This window comes from Achromobacter sp. D10 (genome assembly GCF_035282245.1).
GTDB classification, from domain to species: Bacteria; Pseudomonadota; Gammaproteobacteria; order Burkholderiales; family Burkholderiaceae_B; genus Achromobacter; species Achromobacter insolitus.
Map to the genome: position 1 here is coordinate 145,342 of NZ_JAYJLE010000009.1, position 23,324 is coordinate 168,665.

Annotated in this window: 25 protein-coding genes; 7 read left to right on the forward strand and 18 right to left on the reverse strand. The window is 66.2% G+C overall.

The features are described 5' to 3' along the window. The first annotated feature begins 5 nt into the window (after positions 1-5). Positions 6-1,130, forward strand: a complete 1,125-nt coding sequence (gene bamC / locus VCS63_RS21620) for an outer membrane protein assembly factor BamC (RefSeq protein WP_323881013.1) — start codon at positions 6-8, stop codon at positions 1,128-1,130. Positions 1,131-1,331: 201 nt separating this feature from the next. Here bamC and VCS63_RS21625 read toward each other — a convergent pair whose 3' ends face one another. The 6 genes from VCS63_RS21625 to VCS63_RS21650 all read right to left on the reverse strand — a co-directional run bounded on the left by VCS63_RS21625 (position 1,332) and on the right by VCS63_RS21650 (position 8,918). Further along, positions 1,332-1,559, reverse strand: coding sequence for a hypothetical protein (locus VCS63_RS21625; RefSeq protein ID WP_042794515.1), 228 nt, complete (start codon positions 1,557-1,559; stop codon positions 1,332-1,334). A 217-nt stretch (positions 1,560-1,776) separates the two neighbouring features. Beyond that, positions 1,777-2,970, reverse strand: a complete 1,194-nt coding sequence (locus VCS63_RS21630; RefSeq protein ID WP_323881014.1) for a cupin domain-containing protein — start codon at positions 2,968-2,970, stop codon at positions 1,777-1,779. Beyond that, positions 2,967-5,636 (reverse strand): DNA mismatch repair protein MutS, encoded by a 2,670-nt coding sequence (gene mutS, locus VCS63_RS21635; RefSeq protein WP_082884651.1) that lies wholly within the window; start codon positions 5,634-5,636, stop codon positions 2,967-2,969. Before mutS ends, VCS63_RS21630 begins: the two co-directional genes overlap by 4 nt. A gap of 65 nt (positions 5,637-5,701) precedes the next feature. Continuing rightward, positions 5,702-6,661 (reverse strand): tripartite tricarboxylate transporter substrate binding protein, encoded by a 960-nt coding sequence (locus VCS63_RS21640; RefSeq protein ID WP_323881015.1) that lies wholly within the window; start codon positions 6,659-6,661, stop codon positions 5,702-5,704. Positions 6,662-6,732: 71 nt separating this feature from the next. Continuing rightward, positions 6,733-8,043 (reverse strand): fumarylacetoacetase, encoded by a 1,311-nt coding sequence (gene fahA / locus VCS63_RS21645; protein ID WP_323881016.1) that lies wholly within the window; start codon positions 8,041-8,043, stop codon positions 6,733-6,735. Between the two features lie 86 nt (positions 8,044-8,129). Beyond that, positions 8,130-8,918 carry a 3-hydroxybutyrate dehydrogenase gene (locus VCS63_RS21650; RefSeq protein ID WP_063962486.1) on the reverse strand — a complete coding sequence of 263 codons (789 nt, stop codon included), beginning with the start codon at positions 8,916-8,918 and terminating at the stop codon, positions 8,130-8,132. Positions 8,919-9,045: 127 nt separating this feature from the next. Between VCS63_RS21650 and VCS63_RS21655 the strand changes: the two genes are divergently transcribed. From VCS63_RS21655 to VCS63_RS21665, 3 genes are all read left to right on the forward strand, one after another. Continuing rightward, a complete protein-coding gene (locus tag VCS63_RS21655) occupies positions 9,046-9,936 on the forward strand; it encodes a LysR substrate-binding domain-containing protein (RefSeq protein ID WP_063641098.1) in 891 nt (296 codons plus the stop codon). An 87-nt stretch (positions 9,937-10,023) separates the two neighbouring features. After that, a complete protein-coding gene (locus VCS63_RS21660; protein ID WP_063962488.1) occupies positions 10,024-10,935 on the forward strand; it encodes an aldose epimerase in 912 nt (303 codons plus the stop codon). Positions 10,936-11,004: 69 nt separating this feature from the next. Next, positions 11,005-11,361 (forward strand): hypothetical protein, encoded by a 357-nt coding sequence (locus VCS63_RS21665; protein WP_042794510.1) that lies wholly within the window; start codon positions 11,005-11,007, stop codon positions 11,359-11,361. 50 nt (positions 11,362-11,411) lie between these two features. Here the strand turns inward: VCS63_RS21665 and VCS63_RS21670 are convergent, their stop codons facing one another. The 3 genes from VCS63_RS21670 to VCS63_RS21680 are packed head-to-tail and all read right to left on the reverse strand — an operon-like array spanning position 11,412 to position 13,630. Then, complete coding sequence (locus VCS63_RS21670; protein WP_223306514.1) at positions 11,412-11,792, reverse strand: hypothetical protein; 381 nt, start codon at positions 11,790-11,792, stop codon at positions 11,412-11,414. Between the two features lie 14 nt (positions 11,793-11,806). After that, positions 11,807-12,820, reverse strand: a complete 1,014-nt coding sequence (locus VCS63_RS21675; RefSeq protein ID WP_280133798.1) for a zinc-binding alcohol dehydrogenase family protein — start codon at positions 12,818-12,820, stop codon at positions 11,807-11,809. Between the two features lie 15 nt (positions 12,821-12,835). Further along, positions 12,836-13,630 carry an SDR family NAD(P)-dependent oxidoreductase gene (locus tag VCS63_RS21680; protein ID WP_175199427.1) on the reverse strand — a complete coding sequence of 265 codons (795 nt, stop codon included), beginning with the start codon at positions 13,628-13,630 and terminating at the stop codon, positions 12,836-12,838. Between the two features lie 113 nt (positions 13,631-13,743). Here VCS63_RS21680 and VCS63_RS21685 point away from each other — a divergent pair, with 113 nt between their 5' ends. Beyond that, on the forward strand, positions 13,744-14,673 hold the full coding sequence (locus VCS63_RS21685) for a LysR family transcriptional regulator (RefSeq protein ID WP_042794507.1): 930 nt from the start codon (positions 13,744-13,746) through the stop codon (positions 14,671-14,673). 7 nt (positions 14,674-14,680) lie between these two features. Here VCS63_RS21685 and VCS63_RS21690 read toward each other — a convergent pair whose 3' ends face one another. After that, the gene (locus tag VCS63_RS21690; protein WP_063641102.1) at positions 14,681-15,187 is read right to left on the reverse strand and encodes a DUF6496 domain-containing protein; all 507 of its coding nucleotides are present in this window, start codon (positions 15,185-15,187) and stop codon (positions 14,681-14,683) included. 188 nt (positions 15,188-15,375) lie between these two features. Between VCS63_RS21690 and VCS63_RS21695 the strand changes: the two genes are divergently transcribed. Further along, complete coding sequence (locus VCS63_RS21695; RefSeq protein WP_042794506.1) at positions 15,376-15,591, forward strand: dodecin; 216 nt, start codon at positions 15,376-15,378, stop codon at positions 15,589-15,591. An 859-nt stretch (positions 15,592-16,450) separates the two neighbouring features. Here the strand turns inward: VCS63_RS21695 and VCS63_RS21700 are convergent. Beyond that, positions 16,451-17,005, reverse strand: coding sequence for an NADPH-dependent FMN reductase (locus VCS63_RS21700; RefSeq protein ID WP_063641103.1), 555 nt, complete (start codon positions 17,003-17,005; stop codon positions 16,451-16,453). Positions 17,006-17,124: 119 nt separating this feature from the next. Continuing rightward, complete coding sequence (hpxZ, locus tag VCS63_RS21705) at positions 17,125-17,499, reverse strand: oxalurate catabolism protein HpxZ (RefSeq protein WP_063641104.1); 375 nt, start codon at positions 17,497-17,499, stop codon at positions 17,125-17,127. 191 nt (positions 17,500-17,690) lie between these two features. Between hpxZ and VCS63_RS21710 the strand changes: the two genes are divergently transcribed. Then, entirely contained in the window at positions 17,691-18,230 is a 540-nt protein-coding gene (locus VCS63_RS21710) for an antibiotic biosynthesis monooxygenase (protein WP_042794503.1), read from the forward strand. Positions 18,231-18,246: 16 nt separating this feature from the next. Here the strand turns inward: VCS63_RS21710 and VCS63_RS21715 are convergent, their stop codons facing one another. Genes VCS63_RS21715 through VCS63_RS21740 form a run of 6 tightly spaced genes read right to left on the reverse strand, consistent with a single transcriptional unit; the run spans position 18,247 to position 23,210 of the window. Further along, positions 18,247-18,954: a GntR family transcriptional regulator gene (locus VCS63_RS21715; RefSeq protein ID WP_042794502.1), complete on the reverse strand. Its 708-nt coding sequence runs from the start codon at positions 18,952-18,954 to the stop codon at positions 18,247-18,249. A 21-nt stretch (positions 18,955-18,975) separates the two neighbouring features. After that, the gene (locus VCS63_RS21720; RefSeq protein ID WP_323881017.1) at positions 18,976-20,364 is read right to left on the reverse strand and encodes an AtzE family amidohydrolase; all 1,389 of its coding nucleotides are present in this window, start codon (positions 20,362-20,364) and stop codon (positions 18,976-18,978) included. Next, positions 20,361-20,543, reverse strand: coding sequence for a DUF4089 domain-containing protein (locus VCS63_RS21725; protein ID WP_042794500.1), 183 nt, complete (start codon positions 20,541-20,543; stop codon positions 20,361-20,363). Before VCS63_RS21725 ends, VCS63_RS21720 begins: the two co-directional genes overlap by 4 nt. A 22-nt stretch (positions 20,544-20,565) precedes the next feature. Beyond that, positions 20,566-21,387, reverse strand: coding sequence for an ABC transporter ATP-binding protein (locus VCS63_RS21730; RefSeq protein ID WP_042794499.1), 822 nt, complete (start codon positions 21,385-21,387; stop codon positions 20,566-20,568). Continuing rightward, positions 21,387-22,199 carry an ABC transporter permease gene (locus VCS63_RS21735; protein WP_042794498.1) on the reverse strand — a complete coding sequence of 271 codons (813 nt, stop codon included), beginning with the start codon at positions 22,197-22,199 and terminating at the stop codon, positions 21,387-21,389. Before VCS63_RS21735 ends, VCS63_RS21730 begins: the two co-directional genes overlap by 1 nt. A gap of 3 nt (positions 22,200-22,202) precedes the next feature. Further along, the gene (locus tag VCS63_RS21740) at positions 22,203-23,210 is read right to left on the reverse strand and encodes an ABC transporter substrate-binding protein (protein ID WP_042794497.1); all 1,008 of its coding nucleotides are present in this window, start codon (positions 23,208-23,210) and stop codon (positions 22,203-22,205) included. Positions 23,211-23,324 lie beyond the last annotated feature (114 nt).

Sequence of the window (23,324 nt, forward strand, 5' to 3'; positions counted from 1 at the left end):
TACGTATGAACAAACGTCATGCCGGTTTGTCGGCATTGATGTCTCTGGTGTTGTTGGCCGGTTGTAGCGAGGTCAATCAATTCCTGGGCAATGAAGAGTCCGTCAATTACAAGAGCGCAGTCACCCAGCGTGGAGAGCCCCTCAGCATCCCGCCTGACCTGACCCAGGCCAACAGCGATCCGCGTTACCGCGCGCCCGCCTCGGGCTCGACCACCTATTCGCAGTTCCAACAGCAGGGCCAGGCTCAAGCCAGCCAGCCCAAGACCAGCAACGTGCTTCCGGGCCGCCAGGACATGCGCGTTGAACGTGACGGCGACCTGCGCTGGCTGGTCGTGGATCGTCCGCCGGAAGACGTGTTTCCGCGTCTGGTGGACTTCTGGACCGAAAGCGGCTTTACCGTGGCCAGCAATAATCCGTCGGCTGGCCTGATCGAAACCGATTGGGCCGAAAACCGCGCCAAGATTCCGGAAAGCTGGCTGCGCCAGGCCCTGGGCATGATCCTCGAGTCGGCCTGGGATAGCGGCGAGCGCGAGAAATTCCGTACTCGCGTCGAACGCGTGAACGGTCATACCGAGGTCTACGTCAGCCACCGCCAGATGCTTGAAAAGCGCGTGGGCAGCGACGGCATGCAGGTGCAATGGCAAAACGGCAAGGAAGATCCGGGCCTTAACGCCGCCATGCTTGCCCGCATGATGGTCTATCTGGGTTCGGACGTCGATAACGCTCGCAAGCTGGTCCAGCAGGCTGAAGCGGCGCCGCAGAAGCCGGCCGTGCAGCAGGACGTGCGTGCCCAAGGCGCGTCGCTTATCGTCAGCGAATCCTACGACCGCGCATGGCGTCGTGTTGGCGTGGCGCTGGACGGCGGCGGTTTTGCCGTGGACGATCGCGACCGCTCCGCTGGCGATTACTTCGTCCGCTATGTCGATACCGACACGGGCGAGAAGATCGAGCAGCCGGGCTTCTTCAGCCGCATGTTCTCGGGCGACAAGAAGGCCGAAGCGCCGCAATACCGTATCCACCTGGCCGCAAGCGGGGATCAGACCCTGGTGACGGTGCTGGATGCCAATGGCGCGCGCGACAACAGCGCCACCGCCCAGCGTCTGCTGAGCGTGCTGAAGGACAAGATGTAAAGACGAACCGGTCCTGCGCCTTGGCGCAGGCCTGCGCAAAGAGGCCCCGGATGGGGCCTCTTTTTTTTCGTCTTTTCTTGGTGCCTATGTTGACCAGGGCGTCGCGCTCCAACTGAGCGCCGCGGACGAAAAAAAGCCCCGGCTGCAATAGCCGGGGCTTTTTCTTGCGTCTTCAGAGCGGGGGTTCGTCTCTGAATTTTATTAGGACGCGGGCGTGGTCGAGCCGCCGGGGGTGGTGGAACCGCCGCCCGGCGTGGTGTTGGGCGTGGGCGCCGGAGCCGGCGCGGTGGCCGGAGGCGTCGTGGACGGGGCGGGCGTGCTTGCGCCCGGGGCGGGGTTGGTCGCGGGCGCCGGGGCATCTTCCTTCTTGTTGCAGGCGCTCAGCGCGACGGCCAGCACCGAGGCAATAATCAAGGTTTTGCTCATCATTTTTAGACTCCTGTAGATGACGACTCTTGAAACCCCATTAGGGGAAACCAGAGGTCAGGCTACAGGAACACGTGCGCGCAGCGCGTATGAAAGTTAAAAAGGTCGCATCCCAACGGCAACAAACCTTTCAGCTTCGTGTTATGTCTTTCTTGATGTGTCCCGCGTATCAGACCTGATTTCCTTCTGTACAGGACTGATACGCGGCGGTGTCCGGATGCTACGCCGGCTCGTACCGGAGCCAGCCTGAATCCAGCCAATCCGCGAGGCAGGAGCGCGCGTCGTCGGACAGGCGCGCGCAGGACGGGTCGGAACAATCCAGGCTGCGTGCATCGGCCAGCGCGCGCAAGGCCGCTTCAGCGGGCGCCATGGCGGTTTCCCCGTTGATGAAAAGCTGCTTGCCGCGATACAGCATGCGGCTGCGGCGGTCCAGCACCAGCCTGCCCGTGGCAGGCCAGTCCTCTTCCAGGTCCACGTCCATGCCTTCGGGCGCGTCGAACACGCTGAGATTGCTGGGTTCGGTCAGCCAGCAACCCAGGAAACGCGCAGCCAGCGCATCGTCAAAGCGCAGCTTGTCCACGGTTTCCAGCGTGGCGGCCACCAATGCGTCGGGCAGGGCGGCGGGGGTGTCGACGGCCGGCTGCCCAGGGTCGCGATACACGGCGGACAGCTTGGGGCCGGGCAGGGCTGGCTCGCCATAGGGGCCGCCCAGCAGGCCGACCCGGGCCATGACCTGGTCCGCGGCGGCTTCGAGCAGGCCGCGCGCCAGCGTCGCCTGGGTGGGCGCGCGGAAACCGATGGAGATGGTCATGCACCCGTCGCCCATGGCGATGCCGTCATGGGCGGCTTGAGGCGGCAGGTACAGCATGTCTCCGGGGACCAGCACGGCCTTTTCTTCGGGTTCGAAGCGGCTCAGGATCTTCAGCGGCAAGCCGGGCTCCAGCGACAGGTCCTTTTGTCGGCCATAGCGCCATTCGCGCTCGCCCGCCGCCTGCAGCAGGAACACGTCGTAGCTGTCGAAATGCGGCCCCACGCCACCGCCGTGGCTGGCGATGCTGATCATGACGTCGTCCAACCGCGCGTCGGGAATGAAGCGGAATAGCTGCATCAGTTCGGAGGCGGCGTCGCTGTGCAGGTCGACACTTTGCACGAGCAGCGTCCAGTCGCCTTCATTGTCCTTGGGCAGACGGGCGAATGGGCCGTTCTCCATTTGCCATTCGCCGTTTTCGCGCCAGATCAGGCGCGACTCCACGTCGTCGCGGCGTGCGAGCTTCTTGATGGCGGCGATGGTTACCGGGGGCTTGAATCCGGGAATGGCCTGGCGGATCAGCAAAGGCTTGCGCTGCCAGTAGCGGCGCATGAAGTCGTTGGGACTCTGGTTGCCCAGCAGCGTCAAGGGATGATCAAGGTTCATTGCAGGTGCTTCTTCAGGCGGTAGAGGGCATCCAGCGCTTCGCGCGGGGTCAGGCTGTCGGGATCGATGGCGGCGAGTTCCTCGCGCAGGGCGTCCAGCGCCTCCAGCTCGTCGGAGCGGTCGGCTTGAGCGTAGGCTTGCGCGTCGGCGTCCGCCGCGGCCGCGAACAGCCCCAGCTGCGGCGTGGGCGCGCCCTGGGCTTCCAGGCGTTCCAGCTCGCGCGAGGCCTGGCGGATGACGGCGGCGGGCACGCCGGCGCGCTGCGCCACCTGGATCCCGTAGCTGCGGCTGGCCGGGCCTTCGCGCACTTCGTGCAGGAACACGATGCCGCCGGCCGACTCCGCCGCGGCCAGGTGCACGTTGGCCGAGGCCGGCTGTTCGGCGGGCAGGCGCGTCAGCTCGAAATAGTGGGTGGCGAACAGCGTCAGCGCGCGGTTGTGCGCGAGAAGGCGGCAGGCGATGGCCCACGCCAGGGCCAGGCCGTCGTAAGTGGAGGTGCCGCGGCCGATTTCGTCCATCAGCACGAGGCTGTTGGGCGTGCTGGCCGACAGGATGGCGGCGGCCTCGGTCATCTCCATCATGAAGGTCGAGCGCCCGCCCGCCAGATCGTCGGCCGCGCCGATACGGGTGAAGATGCGGTCGATCTTGCCAATCCGGGCGCGCGACGCGGGCACGAAGCTGCCGATGCGAGCCAGCAGCACGATCAGCGCCACCTGCCGCATATAGGTCGATTTACCGCCCATGTTCGGGCCGGTGATCAGCAGCATGCGGCGCGCGGGCTCCAGCCGGCAACCATTGGGCGTGAAGCGTTCGATGGCGTTTTCCACCACGGGGTGGCGGCCCGCGTCGATGTCGATGTCGGCCTGCTCGGACAGTTCGGGCGCGATCCAGTCGTGGCGGCGCGCATGTTCGGCCAGGGCTGCCAAGGCATCCAGTTCCGCCAACGCGGCGGCGCAGTCGGACAGCGGGCGCACGTGCTCGGCCAGCACGTCGAGCAACTGCTCGAACAGCCATTTCTCGCGAGCCAGCGAGCGGTCCTGGGCGGACAGCACCTTGTCCTCCCAGGTCTTGAGTTCAGGGGTGATGTAGCGTTCGGCGTTCTTCAGCGTCTGGCGGCGGCGGTAGTCCTCCGGCACCTTGGCCGTCTGGCCCTTGGTGACTTCGATGTAGAAGCCATGCACGCGGTTGAATTCCACGCGCAGATTGCTGATGCCGGTGCGCTCGCGCTCACGCGCTTCCAGCTGCACCAGGAAGTCGCCGCCATCGGCCGCCAGACCGCGCAGCTCGTCCAGTTCGGCGTCAAATCCGGCAGCCAGGACGCCGCCGTCGCGGATGGCGACGGCGGGTTCGGCGGCGATGGCGCGCACCAGCAGGGCGGCCAGGGCCGGATCCACCGACAAGTGAGCGGTCAGTTCGCCCAGCCGCGGCGAGTCCGCCATGGGTTCCACCTGGTCGCGGAGCGCGGGCAAGGCCTGAAGCGCATCGCGCAGGCTGGCCAATTCGCGCGGGCGAACCGAGCGCAGCGCCAGACGGGCGGCAATACGCTCGATGTCGGGGAAGGCGTTCAGTGCGTCGCGCAGCGATTCCAGCAGGCCGGCCGAGCCGAAGCCGGCCGCCCCGAAGCTCTGCTCCATGTCCATGCGGCCAGCCAGCAGCGCCGAAATGGCCTGCTGGCGCGCCAGCGCCGGTTCATTCTCGCGCAATGGATGGTGCAGCCAACGCCGCAGCAAGCGGCTGCCCATCGGGGTGCGGCAGCCGTCCAGCAGCGAGAACAGCGTGGGCGAGTCTTCCCCGGACAGGGTCTGTGTCAGTTCGAGATTGCGGCGCGTGACCGGATCCAGCAGCACGTACTGGCCAGGGCGTTCCGCCGACAGGCTTTGGACGTGGGCCAGGGCCTGCGACTGGGTGCGCGCCGCGTAGCGCAGCAGGGCGCCCGCTGCGCATATGCCGGCGGGCATGTCTTCGATATCGAAGCCAGCCAATGTGTCCGTCTTGAAATGGGCCAGCAGGTGGGCGCGGGCACTGTCGGCTTCGAAGTGCCAGTCGGGCACGCGGGCCCGCGCGCCTTCAAAGGGGAAATCGAATTCGGCGCTGTCGGCGCAAACGATTTCGGCCGGCGCGATGCGGTGCAGTTCGGATTCCAGTTGCCCGGGCGCGCATTCGGTCACGCGGAAATCGCCGCTGGCCAGATTCAGCCAGGCCAGCCCCGCGCGCGGCGCGCGCGCCGTGCCGCCGACGAACACGGCGGCCAGCGCGCGGTCCGCCTTGGCGGGCAGCAGCGCGTCATCTGTCAGCGTGCCGGGCGTGACGATGCGCACGATGCGGCGCTCGACGGGTCCTTTGGAAGCCGCCGGATCGCCGATCTGCTCGCAAATGGCGATGGATTCGCCCATGGCGACCAGCCGCGCCAGGTATTGCTCCATGGCATGGACCGGCAATCCCGCCATGGGAATCGGCGTGCCATTGGACGACCCGCGCTTGGTCAGCGTCAGGTTGAGCAGACGCGCGCCGCGCTCCGCGTCTTCATAGAACATTTCATAGAAATCCCCCATGCGGTAGAACAGCAGCAAGGGGCCGGCCTCCGCCTTCAGGCGGAGGTATTGCTGCATCATGGGGGTGTGGCCCGCGTGGGCGTCGGCGGCAGTGTTTTGCGTTGCGGAATTCATGCCCGTGATTGTATCGGGCGGGCGAACCGCTGCGGGGAGGGACGGATGCCGGTTTGGTCCGTACTTTATTTGTTCATGATGTTGCCCAGCTTCTTGATGACCTCGCGCTCCGTATCCGCGCTGGCCTTCGCGGCTTTGGTGTAGCTGGCGGAATCCATGTATTGCGGCGAGACGCCGGATTGGCGCAGCAGGGAGAGGAAGGCCTCGTCCTTGAGGGTGGCGCGGAAGGCGCCGTCGAGCTTGGCAATGACGGCCGGGTCCATGCCCTTGGGGCCGGCAATGCCGAAAGGCGAGGTGTGCACCACGGGATAGCCGGCCTCCTTCAGCGTGGGGACGTCCGGCAGGTCCGGCGAGCGCTTGTCGCCCAGCGAAGCGAGGATGCGCACTTTGCCCGAGGCCACGTAGGGCAGGATGGTGCTTGCGCCGACCAGCACCTGGATGTGGCCGCCCAGCATGGCGGACAGCGCGTCGGCATCGCCCTTGTAGGGCACGTGGGTCCATTTGGCCTGGGCGGCTTCGCCCAATTGCACCATGGCGATGTGCTGGCTGCTGTAGGCGCCCGGCGTGCCGTAGGAAATCGCGTCAGGCTTGGACTTGGCGTAGGCGACCAGATCGTCCAGTGTTTTCCAGGGAGAGTCGGCGCCGACCGCGACGTAATAGTTGTAGCCGGCGATCATGGAGATATAGGTCAGGTCCTTGATCGGGTCATACCGCGTGCCGGTGATATGCGGCATGCGGAAGATGCCGATGGGCACCATGGTGACGGTGTAGCCGTCGGGGGCGGTGTTGAGCATCTGCGTTGCGCCCAGGGTGCCGTTGGCGCCGGTCTTGTTCTCCACCACCACGGTCTGGCCCAGCCGCTTGCCAGACTGTTCGGCCAGGGCGCGGCCGACGACATCGGTGACGCCGCCGGCGGAATACGGAATGATCAGGCGGATCGGATGGTTGGGGAAGTCTTGCGCCAGCGCGGGCGCGCTGCCTGCCGCTGCCAGGGCCACCATGCCTGCTGCCAGAATCTTCTTCATGTCTTTCCTCCTTTGTGTGCCGCCGGCTTGCCGGCTGGTTCCAGGCTTTGCGGGATGCCTGGTTTTGAATGTCATTCGATGATGCGTGCCCGGCTTGCGCCGAAGCCGATGCGCTGGAACCCGTCGCGGCTGCAATGGGCCGTCAGGGTGACTTCATCCCCCGCCTCCAGGAACAGCCGCGTTTCGCCCGAGGGCAAGGTGATGGGGCGCGTGCCGCCGTGAGTCAGTTCGAGCAGGCTGCCGTGGCCGCTGTCGTCGGGCGTGGAGATGGTGCCGGACCCCAGCAGGTCGCCCGGCCGCAGATTGCAGCCGCCCAGCGTGTGCTGCGTCACCATCTGCGCCGGCGTCCAGTACAGATGGCGCGCGTCGGAGGCAGCCAGCCGCTGCGGCGCCAGCGAGCGTTCGCGCATGAGGGGAGTGGACAGCCATGCCTCCAGCGCGATGACCATCCCGCCCATGGCGGCGTCGTCGGCGTTGCGCAGATATGGCAGCAGGTCGGGGTCGCCGTCGCCGCGCGCCATGGCGGCGCGGCGGAACGGCGCCAGCGCCTCGGCGGTCACCACCCATGGCGACACGGTGGAGGCGAAGTTCTTGCCCTGGAACGGCCCAAGCGGCTGGTATTCCCAGGCCTGGATGTCGCGCGCCGACCAGTCGTTCAGCAGGCCGTAGCCCGCCACGTGGCTCGCGGCCTGTTCCAGAGGCACTGGCTCGCCGAGCGCATTGCCGGGGCCGATCCAGATTGCCAGTTCCAGTTCGAAGTCCAGTTGCGCCGACGGGCGATAGGCCGGGGTGTCGACGCCGGCTGCGGTCCGGACCTGTCCGCGCGGCCGGCGCACCGGTGTGCCGGAAGCGCAGATGGATGAGGCGCGGCCATGATAGGCAATGGGCACATGCTTGTAGTTCGGCATCAGCGGGTTGTTGGGCCGGAACAGTTTGCCCACGTGGCTCGCATGATGGATGCCGGCATAGAAGTCGGTGTAGTCGCCCACGTCCGCCGGCAACAGCAGTTCGCACTCCGCCTGCGGGTGCAGCAGGCGCGCGGCCTGTGCTGCATGCCGGGCGCTGGCGGGGTGGGAGGCGTCCAGCAGCGCGAACAGGGCGTGCCGCACGTCCTGGCGGGCAGTGGCCGGCAACGCCATCCAATCGTTGAGCCGGTTTGCCGACAGCGCCTGGCGCGAAGCCGGATCCAGACCGTCCAGCAAGCCCAGTTCCACGGCGGCTCGCGCATCCAGCACGTGCTCGCCGATGGCCACGCCGACCCGGGGCGTGCCGCCGTCGTGGCGGAACACGCCCATTGGCAGGTTCTGCACCGGGAAGTCCGGATGGCCGTTGGCTCCGTCGACCCAGCTCTTGGCGCCGGGGGCATGGGTGTGGTCCAGCATCGTGCTCTCCTCGCGGGCGTTATCGGTATGGCTGCGCGCCGATGCCCGGCCGGCGCGTATGTTCAGTTGCGGCTGCTGCCGCGATTTCAGGCGGCGGTGGTGCCGCCGTCCATGGCCCAGGCCACGCCGCGCACTTCGTCCGCATCAGGCGAGCAAAAGAACTCGCACAGGCCCGCGATCTGTTCCAGGGTGACGAACTTGCCCGAAGGCTGGCGCAGGCCCAGCAATTTGTTGGTGGCTGCGGCATTGTCCAGGCCCTCGCGCTCGGCCAGCGCGTCGATCTGCTTTTGCACCAGCGGCGTATGCACCCAACCGGGGCAAATCGCGTTGCAGGTAATGGCGGTCTGCGCCGTCTCCAGCGCCACGGACTTGGTAAGGCCTATCAAACCGTGCTTGGTTGCGTTGTAGCCAGTCTTGCCCGCGCGTCCGCGCAATCCGCTGATGGACGCCATGTTTACGATGCGACCCCAGTTGCGCGCGCGCATGGCCGGCAGCGCCGTGCGTATGGTGTGGAAACTGGCCGACAGGTTGACCGCGATCATGTCGTCCCATTTGTCGACGGGGAAGGCCTCGATCTGGCTGACGTGCTGGATGCCGGCGTTGTTGACCAGGATGTCCAGCGCGCCATAGGCGTGGTTCAGCTCGGCCATCATGGTTTCGATCTGCGCCGGCTTGCGCAGGTCGCAGGCTTGGAACCGCACCGGCACGCCATAGGTATCGCGGAATTCGGCGCACAGGGCATCGACCGCGTCCGCATCGGCCAGGCCGTTGAGCACCAGGGTGGCGCCCGAGCGCGCCAGGCGCCGCGCCACGGCCAGGCCGATGCCGCTGGTCGAACCGGTTACCAGGGCAACGCGCCCCGAAAGATCAGCCATGCTTGTCTCCACGCTGTGTCGTTATGCAATGCGTGGCAGCTTAGTGGGCTGAAATTGAGTCGTCCAATTTATTATCGGAACATCATTTATATTGGATGCATATCAATAGCCGATACCGGAACTCGTCATGGAATTGCGCCATCTGCAAAGCTTCATGGTTCTTGCCACGGAGCTGAACTTCACGCGCGCCGCCTTGCGCCTGCACATCGCCCAGCCTCCCTTGAGCCAGCGCATCCGCGAACTGGAAGACGAGTTGGGCGTGAAGCTTTTCGATCGCAGCACGCGCAAGGTGACGCTGACGGTGGCCGGGCGCGTATTCCTGGACAACCTCCAGCCCATGTTCCGGCAGCTCGACAGCGCCGTGCAAGCCTGCCGCAAAGCCGGCCGCGGCGAGACCGGCAGCCTGCGGCTGGGCTACACCGGACGCGCCAGCCACGTGCGCCTGCCTGGCCTGGTGCGGGATTGCCGGCGCCATTACAGCGACATCGCGCTGGACATCCAGGGGCCGTTGCCGACCGGCGAACTGCGCCTGAAGCTGCTGGACGGCGCGCTGGACGCGGCCCTGTGTTTCTTGCCGCTGGAAGGCAAGCACATCGTGTCGCACGAATTCATGCTCAGCGAGTTCTCCATTGCGCTGGCCGACGCCCATCCCCTGGCGGCCAAGCCCGGCCTGCGCGTTGCCGACCTGGCCCATGAACCGTTTATCGCCTATCCCTCGGGCAAGGGCTTTCACCTGCGCGGCGCCATGGATGCCATCTGCCTGGAGGCAGGCTTTCTGCCCCGCGTGGTGCGCGAAACGGAGGCATCGCAGACCCTGCTGTGCCTGGTCGCGGCCGGCACGGGCGTGGCCATCATTCCGCGAGACATCGAGTCGTTCAACATGGAGGGCGTGGTGTTCCGGCCGCTGCCTGCGGACGCGCCCAAGCTGCAACATGGCATCGCATGGCTGGAGACCAATCAGAATCCAGCGCTGGGCCGGCTGCTGGCGCTGTGCGGCGTCGTTACCGCGGGGGAATGAGGAATCGCCCGGCGCTTGCCGCCGCTATCCTGCGGACGGCACAATCGCAGCGCGCGACCCTTGTCGCGTCATCGGAGCCTTACATCTATGCAGGATCTTCCCGTTCCGGCATCGCTGGATGCCAGCGAACGCATCACCATTGCCAGCGGCCCGCACCTGGCTGAGTTCGCGCCTGGAGGCGGCGGACGCCTGACTCGGCTGTCCACGCACACGCACGACTGGATCGTGCCGCTGGCCGCCACGCAGTGGCCTGCCGGCCAGTGGCCGCGCGCAGGCTCCTATCCGCTGGCGCCGTACGCCAACCGCATTCGGGACGGCGTGTTCGCCTTCAACGGCGTGCGCCACGCGCTGCAATCCGTGCCGGGCCGGCCCCATGCGATCCATGGAGCGGGCCTGCATCAAGCGTGGCGCGTGCGCAGCCACGGCGCGGACAGCGTCGACCTGGTGCTGGATCAACCCGCCGGCGTGCTGGGCTGGCCCTGGGCCTTCGAATGCGTGCAGCGCTACCGGCTGGACGCGCGCGGCCTGAGTGTGGCGCTTGGCATCACCAATCTTGGCGATACGCCCATGCCGTTCGGCTTGGGCCTGCATCCCTATTTCACGGCTGAACGCGTCACGCTGCACGCGCGCCGCGAATGGCCGGCGGACGCCGACGGGTTGCCTGCGGGCAGCAAGGCTGTCCACGTGCGCGAATTGCGGCGTTCGGCCAGCGGCTGCGACACCTATCTGTCGCAATGGGAAGGGCGGGCCACTCTGCATTGGCCGGACGGGCACCAGCTGGCGCTGCACGCCGATCCGGCGTTTGCGCACCTGGTGGTGTATACGGCGGGCGGTTCGGAGTTTCTGTGTGTGGAGCCGGTCACCAATGTGGCGGACGCGTTCAACCTGGCGGCAGCCGGTGATGCCCGCACCGGCATGCGGGTGCTGGAGCCTGGCGCGCGTTTCAGCGCGACCGCGCTGTTTAGGCTGGACCCGCCGCGGGAGGCGATTAGCCGATGAACCGCGCCCCTTTGAAAGCGCTGCCGCCTGCGGCGATAATCCGGGCAAACCAAGTCTAGGAGTCCTCACGTGAAAAAGCTCAGCACCGAACAATTGCAGGCTGCGGCCGAGATCCTGCGCCGGGTGCAGGCGAGGCTGGCCCGCGCCGGCAACCTGCCGCTTGAGCCCACCATCTACGCCTGCGCGCAAGGATTCCGCCGCAACGTGCCCGACTACCTGTGGTCGTGGCTGTCGGGCCTGTTGGCGCCGCATAAAAGCCTGGGAGCGTGGATGGATGCGCACCAGCCGGGCTGGCGCACAGGCAAGACGCCGGCCGCGGTGGTCTATGCCCGCACTGAAAACGGCTGGTTCGAGTGGTTGATCGCCGAACTGGAGGCTGAAATCAAGGATCCTCACGCCCGGGCCAAGCGGGAAGGGCGCGCCTGAAAAGGGGGCGGGCGGCGCATCGGGTCTTGTCCGCAGGCCGCTGCGGCGTGTCAGGCGCGCTCGGTGCGCGAGCGCCGCAGCAAGTGCACCAGCAGTTCCAGCACGGCCGCCGCCAGCAGGGCGGCCAGCATCGAGCCCAGCACCAGCGAATCCCAAAGCCGCGGCGGACCCACGCGGAATTGCACGGTATCGAAGACCAGGCCCGCCGTGATGCCGGCGACGATGGCGGCCTTCCATCCCTGCAGGGGCGCCAGCCTCAGCATCAGCAAGGTGAAGGCCACCATCCCCCAAAGTACGGGTTCCAGCGTCTGATTGAATATGTGGTCGAGCAGAAGAGACTCCCGATGGCATTGCGCTTGCGATTGCGCGCAGTCGAGGTTGTACTGCTTTCCGCCGCCAATTGCGAGATGCCCCGCCGCGGATCGCGGCAAGGCATGCGCGCTTCCTAGAACCCTTCCAGCACGATCTTTCCCTGCGCCTTGCCGCTTTCAATGAAGGCATGGGCGCGGCGCAGGTTTTCCGCGTTGATCTTGCCGTAGTGCGCGCCGAGGGTGGTGCGCAATGTGCCTTCGTCGATCAGGCGGGCGGCCTGGTTCAGCAGTTCGTGCTGTGCGATCAAGTCGGGGGTGGCGTGCAGCGAACGCGCGAACATGAACTCCCAGTGCAGCGAAGCCGACTTGGACTTGAGCAGACGCACGTCGATGGCCGCGGGGTCGTCGATCAGGGCGATCTTGCCTTGCGGCGCGATCGCTTCGGCCATTTGCGCGAAGTGCTGGTCGGTCTGGGTCAGACCGGCGATGTGGCTGACGTGCGGAAAACCGATGCGCTTGAGCTCGGCGGCCAGGGGCTGGCTATGGTCGATGACGTGATGCGCGCCCAGTTCGCGGACCCAGGCTTGCGTCTCCGGACGCGAGGCGGTGCCGATCACCGTCAGGCCGGTCAGTTGGCGCGCCAGTTGCACCAGGATGGATCCCACGCCGCCTGCGGCCCCGATGACCAGCAGGCTGCCCCGGCTGGGGGCGCTGTTGTCCAGCACGCGCAGGCGGTCGAACAGCAGCTCCCAGGCAGTGATGGTGGTCAGCGGCAGCGCGGCGGCCTGCGCGTAATCCAGGCTGGCGGGCATGCGGCCCACGATGCGCTCGTCCACCACGTGCAATTCGCTGTTGGCGCCGGGCCGGTTCAGCGCGCCCGCATACCAGACGCGGTCGCCCGGCTTGAACAGGCTGGCCTTGGCGCCGACCGCGCGCACGACGCCTGCGGCGTCCCAGCCTATGACCTCGGGCTGGCCGTCCTTGGGCTTGCGATTGGCGCGGATCTTCACGTCCACCGGGTTGACTGAAATCGCGCGGACTTCGACCAGCAGGTCGCGCTCGCCCGGCACGGGATCGGCGAGGGTGATGTCCTGCAGCGCCTCGGGATGGTCGGCGGGCAGGTTCTTGGAAAAGGCGATGGCTTTCATGGTTTCAGGCAGGAATCAGATGATGGAGCGGACGACGCCGCCGTCCACGCGCAGCGCGGCGCCATTGGTGGCCGAGGCTTGCGTCGAGCAGGTGTAGACGACCATATTGGCCACTTCTTCAACGGTGGCCAGGCGCCGCAGCAGCGAGGTGGGGCGGTGTTGGGCGATGAAGTCGCGTTCCATTTCGTCCTGGGTCACGCCTTGCTCCTTGGCCATTTCGGCGAAGAAGTCCGATACGCCCTCGGAGCGGGTGGGGCCGGGCAGTACGGCGTTGACGGTAACGCCGGTGCCGGCCGTCAGTTCAGCCAGCCCGCGAGACACGCCCAGCAAGGCGGTCTTGCTCACGCCGTAATGGATCATTTCGGCGGGAATCTGCACCGCGGATTCGCTGGAGATGAACACGATGCGACCCCAGCCGGCGGCCAGCATGCGAGGCAGGTAGTAGCGCGACAGGCGCACGCCGCTCATGACGTTGGTGTCCAGCATGTACTGCCAATCGTCGTCCGTGATTTCGGTGAAGGACTTGGGGGCGAAGTAGCCGGCGTTGTTGATCAGGATGTCCACGTCGGGATGCGCGGCGGAGATCGAAGCCGCGCCGTCGGCGGTGGCGAGATCGGCCTGCACGGTGCTGACGCGGGCGGAGGCAAACTGGTTGGCGAGGGAGGCGGCGGCCTGTGCCAATTTGTCGGCGTTACGGCCGTGCAGCACGATCTCGGCGCCGGCCTCGGCCAGACCCGCGGCGATGGCCAGGCCGATGCCGCCGGAAGATCCGGTGACCAGGGCCTTCTTGCCGTTTAGTTCGATTTTCATGGGGTGACTCCTTGCGTGTCGGGGGGATGTGGGCATGATTACCCAGTCCAAACCGGGGAAAAAGCGGCTAGCATCGCAGTCAGTTTCAATAATTTTTTGAAAATGAGGCCGGCATGGTGCGGTTTGAGGACCTGAGAATTTTCATGGCGGCAGCCGCCCAAGGCAGCTTTTCCGCCGCCGCGCGCGAACTGGATCTGACGCCTGCGGTTGCCAGCGCCGCGCTCAAACGGCTGGAGCAAGCCCTGGACGCGCGCCTCTTCGTGCGTTCGACGCGCAGCCTCAGGCTGACCAGCGACGGCGAACGCTACCTGGAGCATGCCCGCTCGGCGCTGTCGGCCTTGGAAGCAGGCAGGAATGCCGTGGCGCGCAACAAGACGGACATCTCGGGCACGCTGTCCGTGTCGATCCCCTCGGACCTCGGCCGCCACGTGTTGCTGCCCTGGTTGGACGAATTCCAGGAACGCCATCCGCGCGTCAACTTCCAGGTGCGCATCAGTGACCGCCTGGCCGATCTGTACCGGCAACCGGTCGATATCGCCGTGCGCTATGGCACGCCGAACGACTCGGGACTGGTGGCCCTGCCGCTTGCCGAGCACAATCGCCGCGTCGTGTGCGCTTCGCCGGCCTACCTTGCGCGCCATGGCGTCCCCCGCGTGCCCGAGGACCTGCGGCGCCACAATTGCCTGTCGTTTGTGCTGGGCGAAACCTTGCATGACCGCTGGGCCTTTCTGCACCAGGGGGCCGTCCTCAACGTACCGGTCAAGGGCGATCGAGTGGGCGACGACGGCGAACTGGTGCGCCGCTGGGCGCTGGCCGGCCACGGGCTGGCGTACAAATCGCGCTATGACGTGCTGGCCGACTTGCGGGCGGGCCGGCTCATCGAGGTCCTGGCCGACTATGAGTGCGAGCCTTCGCCGCTATACCTGCTCTGCGTGCACCGCATGCTGTTGTCGCCGGCGGTCAAGCGCCTGCGCGAGTTTCTGCATGAACGCTTCAAGGCATTCGAGGCAGGCCCTGCCGCGGGGCCGGACGTCAGGGCCTGACCGGGCCTCAATGTGCGTGGGCGGCGCGCTGATTCGCCGCGCGCGTGCGAGCGGCTTTCTTCGCCGCTGCGGAACGCCCCGCCGCGCCTTTGGTGGCGGCAGCCTTCTTGGCGGCGGCGGAGCGCGCGGCCGCGGTGCGTTTGGACGCGGATGCGCTGGCCTGGCGCGACAGCGCAGTGCGCGATGCGGGCTTGGTGCTTTCTTTCTTCAGGGCGGTGGTGGTGGCCTTGGCGCGTTTGGTCGACTTGGCATGCCCGTCCTCAGCCGCCTTGCTGTCCTGCTTGGCCTTGCGCTTCGTGGCTGCGCTGGCCTTCTTGGGGGTGGGCAGGTCGACGCCCGCCCGCCGCGCCTTGGACAGTCCGATCGCGATCGCCTGCTTGGTGGAGCGCACGCCGTGCTTGCCTTCGCGCACGTGTTCGATTTCCTCGCGCACGAACTCTCCGGCTTGCGTGGACGCGGACTTTCCTTGGCGTTTATCGCGCGCCGCTCGTTCCAGGGTTTTTCGTTCAGGCATGACGACACCTCCTTGCTTGCGTTGCGGGAACGGGTTCCGCCGCGCCGAGGCCGGTGCGACGGAACTCGTAACACCACTCTAGCGCCGTGAGCGTATGCTGTGTGTTCGAATGGATTGCCGGTCGTAAGCGCCGGAACACCTTGGCCAGGCCGACGATTCACGACTCACCCCCTCAGCGGAGACGAGCTATGTCGAATCATGTCTACAAGCAAATCGAATTGGTGGGCTCTTCCACCAAATCCACCGATGACGCCATCTCCCAGGCCATCGCCCGCGCTTCCGAAACGCTGCGCAACCTGGATTGGTTCGAAGTCACCGAAGTGCGCGGCCATATCAAGGACGGCAAGGTGGCGTACTGGCAGGTCGGTTTGAAGATTGGCATGCGGCTGGAAGGCAACGAATGAGCTCTCTTGCTGCTTCTTTCTTGAGCACGCCATCCAAGTGACTGTCGGATAAGGGTTTTTCCAGCTTGTTATGCGACTGTTCAGAGGCTTGTCCACATTCGGTGGGGACAAGCTGGCCGCGCTTTTGCCCTTTGCAGTTCCTGCCCGGCATGACACCGTGGGTCCGCGGATAGTGAGCGTTTCTTGAGCGGGCCTTCCAAGTGCTTGGCCCGTAAGGGTTTTTGAACGCTACCCGCAGGCTGTCCTCAGGCTTATCCACATTTGCCGGGGACAACCGCCACGTCTCGATACGGCGTTTGAGCCATTCTTGACCACCCCCTGCAGGCACTTGATATGCAAGGGAATTTCCAAGCTGCCCTCATGCTGTCCTCATGCTTTTCCACAGAACGCGGGGACAAATGCACATGGCCGCAAGATTGCGGCGCGAGGTCGCGGGTTCATCCCGATTTCAGTGGATAAGTGCGACAAAAATCATCCAAAAGGATGATTGCGCATTTTTTGACCGCCCCTTGCAAGTGCTTGGCGGGACAGGGGATTTTGACTCTGCCCAAAGGCTGTCCTCAACCTTCTCCACAGTTGGCGGGGATAAGTGTGGGCCTCCACGCCGCGCCTTCGGCTTGCTGCCTCCCGAGGGGGCTGGCCCACCTTGAGGCGGCCCGGCGGTGAAAAGAGACCCCCACGCCGCGCCTTCGGCTTGCTGCCCCCCAAGGGGGCTGGCCCACCTTGGGGCGGCCCGGCGGTGGCGGGGCGGGCGCGTCCAAAAAAAAAGCCCCCCGAACGTATCGGGGGGCTTGATCGCCCGGAGGTAGGCGGGCGATCTCTGCCGGCCGGGAGGAGCCCGTGCCGGCAGCGGCGGCGATCAGGCGTTGAACTTCTTGATCCAGTCCACGTAGCGGTCCACCCAGCCTTGCAGGAACTTGCGGGTGCCTTCGTTGGTGATGGTGTACTGGTCATCGATCAGGCCTTCCGTGTACTGCAGGAAGACCTCAGGCGTGGTCAGGACGTTGGCTCCTTCAGCTGCCAGGATATTGCGCAAGTGCTGCTGCATCAGCGCGGTGCCGGCGGCGCTGGGCGAGGTGCCGACGATGCCGGCGGCCTTGCCGGTCCAGGAGTTCTGGCCCCAGGGACGCGAACCCCAGTCGATGGCGTTCTTGAGGGCAGCGGGCAAGGAGCGATTGTGCTCGGGCGAAACAAAAAGGATGCCCTGGGCGTCGGCGATCTGCTGCTTGAGCTTGGCGGCGGGCGCGGGCAGGTTGTTCTCGTTGTCCTGGTTGTAGAGCGGCACATCGCCCAGGCTCACGTACTCGAACTTGAAGTCCGCGGGCACCAGCTTTTCCAGCGCGCGGGCCAGCCGCAGGTTGAACGAGGCAGCGCGCAGGCTTCCGACGAAAACGGCAATCTTGTAGGTGCTCATGGGGCGCAGGCTCCAAGGGTTGGACGGGAATGTCAGTGTAGACCTGTACGCAAGCCCGCTCAATGACGATCGCGCATATGTTTATTCAGCATCATGACGCGCTGATGTCGGCGGGCGCATCAACTCATCAGGCTGACGTGGGCGGCCACGACGCGCCACCCCTCGGGCGTGCGCATCCACGTCTGGCTTTGCCGTCCAGGGCGGTCGCTGCCGTCGCGCTGGAACTCCAGATTGGCGGTGGCGAAATCCTGGCCGTAGGTCGTGACGACCGTGCGCAGCACGCGGCGTGCCAGGCCTTGAGGCGAGCGCGCCGCGCGGAACGCGCGTATGGCTTCGTAACCATAAAGGTTCTCGCCCGCGCCATAGCGCAGCGTGTGCGGGCTGTTCCAGAAAAGCGCGTCCAGCACCTCCACCTGATTGTTCACGAGGGCAGCCTCGTAGCGTTCGAGGGCGGCGGTGACTTCGGCCACCACGTCGGGAAGGTTGATATCCATGCCTGCTGCTCCGGTTGGCACCGTTGTGGTGCGGAATCTTTGGGAAATCACCAAGGTGGTGTATGGCGCGGTGCGGTGTGTCCGCTGCGATGAATGCTACGCCGGGGGACGCGCGGCGCCTGGTGGCTGGCATGCCGCTTGCTAGGGTTAACACTGCATAACAAGCTGCTTGCCGTCCCAGGAGTTCCGCCATGACCAGTTCCGCCGTTTCCGCCCCGGTCACCATGTTGGTCACCCGACACATCACACCCGAACGCTACGGCGATTTCCTGTCCTGGATGCGCCAGGGCGAAATCCTGGCAGCCGGGTTTCCCGGCTTTCTCGGGTCGGGCGTCCTGCAGCCGCCCGAGGGCGGCGACCAGTACCAGATCGTGCTGCGCTTTGCGGACGCCGCCAGCCTGGGCCGCTGGGAAAATTCCTTGCCGCGCCGCATGTGGCTGGAACGCGGAGCCGCGCTGGTGCGCGCCAGCCACGAACGCCGTGTCAGCGGCACCGACGATTGGTTCGCGCCCAGGGCGAGCGCGCCACCGCGCTGGAAGCAGGCCGTCAGCATCTGGCTCGCCTATTTTCCGGTGCTGCTGGTGTTTTCGATTCTGGCCAGCGAACCCCTGAGTCTTTTGCCGGTGTTCTGGCGCGTGCTGGTCACCAGCGTCGCGCTCACCCCCGTCATGGTGTTCATCTGCATGCCGTTGGTGTCCCGCATGCTGCATCGCTGGCTGCGCGCCGGTTGAGGCGGGCGCGCCCTCATCAGGCTGCGCGCGCGCCACGGGCGGAGTACAGCCGGTGCAGCGTGATCTTGCGCACCGCGGCCTGGCTCCCCTGGATATGCGCGCTCAACAGTCCGACCGCGCGCGCCGCGTCCCCGGCCAGCGCGGCATCCAGTATCGCGGCGTGCTCTTCGTAGGTCTTGCCGATGCGCTCGGGCAGGGTGAAATCCAGGCGGCGCACGATGCGAATACGCTCGGTGGCCGCCCGATGCACGCGGGCGATCTCGGGATTGCCTCCCGCCGCGACCAGATCGATGTGGAAACGCTCGTCCAGGTCGGCCAGCCTTTCGCAATCACTGGAGCGTTCGCTTTCGTTCACCAACCAGATGTCGGCCAGCGGGCGCAGCGCGCGCTGCCGTTCAGCCGCATTGGCTGATACGCAGAGCGCTTGCACGGCGGCCGCTTCCAGGACGCTGCGCAGCTCATAGAAGTGGTCCAGCGTGTTGAAGTCCAGCGGTTTGACCAGCCAGCCATTGCGCTGCCGCACTTCCAGGTAGCCCTCCCGCTCAAGGCGGAACAGCGCTTCGCGCACCGGAGTGCGGCTGACCTCCAGGCGGTCGGCGATCTCGGTCTCGGTGAAACGGTCTCCGGGCGCGAGGCGGAAGTCCAGGATGTCGCGCTTCAATGTGCCGTATGCGGTGTCGGCCAGCGTGCGCGGAATGTCGATGACGGCGAAGGCGGTTCCCATGTGTGGCCTCGGATCGGGGGTTCAAAGGGGGCGGGCGCGGGCGATGCCAGCGAGCTCCAGGGCTTGCGCGGCGCGCAGGCAATCGGCTTCGCGCCAAGGCGCGCCTATCAATTGCACGCCCAGCGGCAGGTGGTCGTCCTGTCCGGCTTCGGGCCAGACGGGGGCGGCGCAGACCGGCAGGCCGATGCATGACAACGGCTGCGTGAGGATGCCCATGCTGGCGCGCGCGGGCAGCTGCTGGCCGGCGAGCGTGAGCCAGTCGGAGCCGATGGGCGGGGCGGGCACCGGTGTGGCGGGAGCGATCAGCACGTCATAGCGCTCGAAAAGCGCCAAGGCCTCGCGGTAGACGCGGTGGCGTATGCGTTGCGCCTGTTGCGCCCATGCCGCGGGAACGAGGCTGCCCGCCACCAGCCGGTCGCGCGACAGCGGTTCGTAGTAGTCGTAGTGCGTGACGAGCCTGCGGCGGTGCAGGGCGCCGCCCTCCGCCGCCGTGATGACGAAGGCCGCGGCGCGAGCCTGTGCGGCACCCTGCAGTTCGACCACGGCCGAGGCGTCCAGCGCGCGCGCCGCGATCTCGACGGCTCGGCGCGCCTGAGGTCCGGCCCACTCGGAAAAGTGGCCGCCCAGCACCGCGACGCGCAGTCCGCGCGCGCCGTCCACCAGGGTGGGTAGCACAGGGTCGGCAGCGCGCGGGGCGCAGGCCACGTCGTCCGCGTCTTCACCCTGCAACGCATCGTAGGCGGCGGCCAGATCGCTGGCGCTGGCAGCAAATGGACCCAGATGGTCCAGGCTGCCGACGAATGGGAACGAGCCCGCGCGTGACAGCCGGCCGAAGGTAGGCTTCAGGCCGAACACGCCACACAGCGAGGCAGGGACCCGGATCGAACCATTGGTGTCCGAGCCCAGCGTCAGCGGCACGAGGCCACCCGCGACGGCGGCGGCGCTGCCGCCTGATGAGCCGCCGGCGATGCGCGAGATGTCATGCGGATTGCGGCAGGCGCCGTAGTGGCTGTTTTCCGTGGTGAAGCCGTAGGCGTGCTCGTCCATGTTCAGCGCGCCCACCAGCACGGCGCCGGCTTCACGCATGCGCTGGACCAGCCGGGCGTCGCGCCTTGCGGCCGGGTTGGACGCATTGACGCGGCCGCCGGCCAGGGTGATTTCGTCGGCGATGTCGAACAGGTTCTTGACCGCGTAGGGGACGCCGGCCAGCGGCGGCAACGGCTCTCCACGGGCGCGGCGCGCATCGATGGCAGCCGCTTCCTGCCGCGCCCGGGTTTCCGTCAGCGCGGTGAAGCAGTTGTAGCGCGGGTCACGCTCGCGCACGCGCGCCAGCGTGGCGTCCAGCACCGCCATGGCGCTGCGTTCGCCAGCGCGGATCTGGCGCGCGATGTCCTGCGCGGGGCCGCTCACGGGCGGAACACCGAAGCTGATTCCAATTCCACGGACAGCGGCTCGTCCACGAAGCCGGCCGCGATATCGTGGATGCGCGTGAATTGCTGCACGACTTCGGCCGTTGCCTGCTCGCGCAGGGCATAGCCAGCCAGCGCCAGCGCGCTGCGTACGTATTGGTCGATGGTTTCCTGGGTCATGGCGGACTCTCCGGTACGGGGCTTACTTGCGTACTTCGCGCTGGAAGATCTCCAGGCTCAGTTTCTTCATCTGGATGAAGCTGGGCTCGGACAGCGTTTCCACTGTGCGGGGACGCGCGTCGCGGTAGTCCAGGATCTCTGCGACCCGCGTGGGGCGTTTGGTCAGCAGAAGCACCTGGTCCGCCAGGTAGACGGCTTCTTCCAGGTCATGCGACACCAGCAGCATGGTGGTGCCGGTCTGGATGAACACCTCCTGCAGTTTTTCGCGGATGAACAGCGTCATCTCGAAATCCAGCGCGGAGAAGGGCTCGTCCAGGAACAGCACTTCGGGCCCGGGGGCCAGCGCCCGCATGATCGACGCGGTCTGTTGCTGTCCGCCGGACAACTCGTAGGGATAGCGGTTCAGGTCGAATTTGACGTCGAATGAGGCAACCAGTTCTTCGACTCGCGCATCGACTTCACCTTTGCTGCGACCTTCCAGCCGTAGCGGATAGGCGATGTTGTCGATGGTGCGCAGCCACGGGAACATGGCTTCGCGGTAATTCTGGAAGACATAGCCTATCTTGGTCTGCGCCAGCGACTTGCCGTCGAACAGGATCTCGCCCGAGTCGATGGGAATCAGGCCGGCGATCATGTTGATCAAGGTGGATTTTCCGCAGCCGTTGGGACCGAACACCGAGACGATCTTGCCCTTGGGTATGTCAAGGTTGAAGTTCTCATACAAGGGCCAGCCCGCGAAGTACTTGGTCAGCCCGCGTATCGTGATGTGTGTGCCCAGCGGGCCGGGCGCGAACGGGGTGGCGGCAGGGTCGGGTGCGATGATGGGATTGATCACGGTAGACATCAGCGGCCGCTCCAGTGGACCACGCGCTTTTCCAGCACGAGAAAGAGAATGTTCAGGACATAGCCCAGCGCGCCGGCGGCAAGAATGGCCGCATACATGTCGCGCACATTCAGCACCTGCTGCGCATTGATGATGCGATTGCCCAGGCCGCTGTCGGATCCGATGAACATCTCGGCCACGATCACGATGACCAGCGCCATCGACACCCCGCTGCGCAAGCCCACGAAAGTCGGCTGCAGGCTTTCCCAGATCAGCACGTCCTTGAAGATGCGCCAGCGCGACGCGCCCATGACGCGCGCCGCCATGACGCGCTGCTTGCGGGCGTTGATGACGCCGTAGGCGCTATTGAACAGAATCACCAGCACGGCCGCGAAGGCCGCGATGGCAATCTTGTTCATGTCGGTCACGCCGAAGATCATGAGGAACAGCGGAATCAGCGCGGAAGAGGGCGTGGAGCGGAAGAAGTCGACCAGGAACTCCACGCTGCGATAAGCCTTTTCGCTGCTGCCCAGCAGCACGCCCAGGGGCACGCCGATCACACCCGCGATCACGAAGGCCTGCAGCGTGCGGTTCAGCGACGCCAGGAAGTCCGCCAGCAGCGGGCCGCCGGCCATGCCCTTGGCCAGCGCCGCGATGGCCGCGCTGGGCGTGGGCAGAAGCACCGGGCTCACCAGTTGTAGCCGCACCACAAGGTCCCAGACCACGAACAGCGCCAATGGGCCGATGAGCGGCAGCAGCCGAGTCGTGTCGAATTTGCGCGCAGGGCGCGCCGTGCCGGCGGGGCCGGCCGTCGTCGTTGCGGTTGCGGTCATGGCTCAGCCCTTATAGAGCATGGTCGAGACGTCGACCTTTTGGGCGAAGACGCCCTTGTCGGCAAACAGGTCGAAGAACTTCTGGAAGTACTGGATGTCGCCGGGCGTGAACTCGTTGTAGAGCGTGTAGGCGGCCAGCGGCACTTCCTCGGTCATCGGCCCTTCGATGGCGGTGTAGCCCTTCAGGTAGGGGCGCGCTTCTTCGGGCTTGTTGCGGATCAGTTCGATGCCGCGCGCGTACGCGGCGATGAATTTCCGGCTTTCCTCGGGGTGTTTTTTCAGGAAGGCGGTCGTCAGGGACGCGGATCCGCCGAACCAGGGCGCCATCGGGTCGCCCAGCACGTATTTGGCGATGACCCCCGTTTCCAGGACGCGGGTGGTGCCGTTCAACCTGCCTACCGTGCCCGTGGGCTCCAGCGTGTAGCAGGCATCCAACTGGCCGGCGGCAACCGCGGCGACGTGCTGGCTGATTGCCAACTCGACCACGGTTGCCCCGGTTGCGCCGGCGCGCTCCAGCACTGCTTTGGCCAGCGTGGCGTTCTGGATGCCGGGTCCAGATCCGACCTTTTTCCCCTTGAGGTCTGCGATGGATTTGATGGGACTGTCTTTCGCGACGATGAACTCGTCCAGCACATGCTTGGCATTGCTGGGGTTGGACGCAAAAATCTTGAACAGGCCGGGCGAGGCGATTTCGCCGATCGCCAGGTTGGCCGAGCCTGTGCCGTTGGCGCTGCCGTCCGCGCGGCCCGCCAGCATGGCTTCCATGACCTGCTGCGCTCCGGCGAACTTCAGCGGTTCGACATTCAGGCCAGCCTCCTTGAAGTAGCCTTTTTCCAGCGCCGCATAGAACGGCAGGCCGGCCGCCACGGGCCAGAAGCCGATGCGGATGACGGGTCCCGATTGCGCTCGCGCCAACGCCGGCGCGGCCAGCGTCGCGGCGCCCAGTGCGGCGCCCTGGATCAGTCGGCGGCGGGTGGCGTTGAAGGCATGGGGCGCGTTGCGGTAGATCATGTGGGACTCCTGGTGTGCAAGAAGGGGCGCTTGTAGACAAGCTGGCATACCAGGCATCAAGCAAAAGCCGTGCCAACCCTGTCGCGGGCCTCCCCGACTCAGGAAGAGGGCCGC

Coding starts and splice junctions, on each gene's coding strand:
- VCS63_RS21690 (WP_063641102.1), bottom strand. CDS start 15,187: ATGCCTGAACGAAAAACCCTGGAACGAGCGGCGCGCGATAAACGCCAA.
- VCS63_RS21640 (WP_323881015.1), bottom strand. CDS start 6,661: ATGAAGAAGATTCTGGCAGCAGGCATGGTGGCCCTGGCAGCGGCAGGC.
- VCS63_RS21695 (WP_042794506.1), top strand. CDS start 15,376: ATGTCGAATCATGTCTACAAGCAAATCGAATTGGTGGGCTCTTCCACC.
- VCS63_RS21730 (WP_042794499.1), bottom strand. CDS start 21,387: ATGTCTACCGTGATCAATCCCATCATCGCACCCGACCCTGCCGCCACC.
- VCS63_RS21650 (WP_063962486.1), bottom strand. CDS start 8,918: ATGGCTGATCTTTCGGGGCGCGTTGCCCTGGTAACCGGTTCGACCAGC.
- VCS63_RS21630 (WP_323881014.1), bottom strand. CDS start 2,970: ATGAACCTTGATCATCCCTTGACGCTGCTGGGCAACCAGAGTCCCAAC.
- VCS63_RS21710 (WP_042794503.1), top strand. CDS start 17,691: ATGACCAGTTCCGCCGTTTCCGCCCCGGTCACCATGTTGGTCACCCGA.
- VCS63_RS21725 (WP_042794500.1), bottom strand. CDS start 20,543: ATGACCCAGGAAACCATCGACCAATACGTACGCAGCGCGCTGGCGCTG.
- mutS (WP_082884651.1), bottom strand. CDS start 5,636: ATGAATTCCGCAACGCAAAACACTGCCGCCGACGCCCACGCGGGCCAC.
- VCS63_RS21685 (WP_042794507.1), top strand. CDS start 13,744: ATGGTGCGGTTTGAGGACCTGAGAATTTTCATGGCGGCAGCCGCCCAA.
- VCS63_RS21715 (WP_042794502.1), bottom strand. CDS start 18,954: ATGGGAACCGCCTTCGCCGTCATCGACATTCCGCGCACGCTGGCCGAC.
- VCS63_RS21675 (WP_280133798.1), bottom strand. CDS start 12,820: ATGAAAGCCATCGCCTTTTCCAAGAACCTGCCCGCCGACCATCCCGAG.
- VCS63_RS21680 (WP_175199427.1), bottom strand. CDS start 13,630: ATGAAAATCGAACTAAACGGCAAGAAGGCCCTGGTCACCGGATCTTCC.
- VCS63_RS21625 (WP_042794515.1), bottom strand. CDS start 1,559: ATGATGAGCAAAACCTTGATTATTGCCTCGGTGCTGGCCGTCGCGCTG.
- hpxZ (WP_063641104.1), bottom strand. CDS start 17,499: ATGGATATCAACCTTCCCGACGTGGTGGCCGAAGTCACCGCCGCCCTC.
- VCS63_RS21735 (WP_042794498.1), bottom strand. CDS start 22,199: ATGACCGCAACCGCAACGACGACGGCCGGCCCCGCCGGCACGGCGCGC.
- VCS63_RS21655 (WP_063641098.1), top strand. CDS start 9,046: ATGGAATTGCGCCATCTGCAAAGCTTCATGGTTCTTGCCACGGAGCTG.
- VCS63_RS21660 (WP_063962488.1), top strand. CDS start 10,024: ATGCAGGATCTTCCCGTTCCGGCATCGCTGGATGCCAGCGAACGCATC.
- fahA (WP_323881016.1), bottom strand. CDS start 8,043: ATGCTGGACCACACCCATGCCCCCGGCGCCAAGAGCTGGGTCGACGGA.
- bamC (WP_323881013.1), top strand. CDS start 6: ATGAACAAACGTCATGCCGGTTTGTCGGCATTGATGTCTCTGGTGTTG.
- VCS63_RS21740 (WP_042794497.1), bottom strand. CDS start 23,210: ATGATCTACCGCAACGCGCCCCATGCCTTCAACGCCACCCGCCGCCGA.
- VCS63_RS21700 (WP_063641103.1), bottom strand. CDS start 17,005: ATGAGCACCTACAAGATTGCCGTTTTCGTCGGAAGCCTGCGCGCTGCC.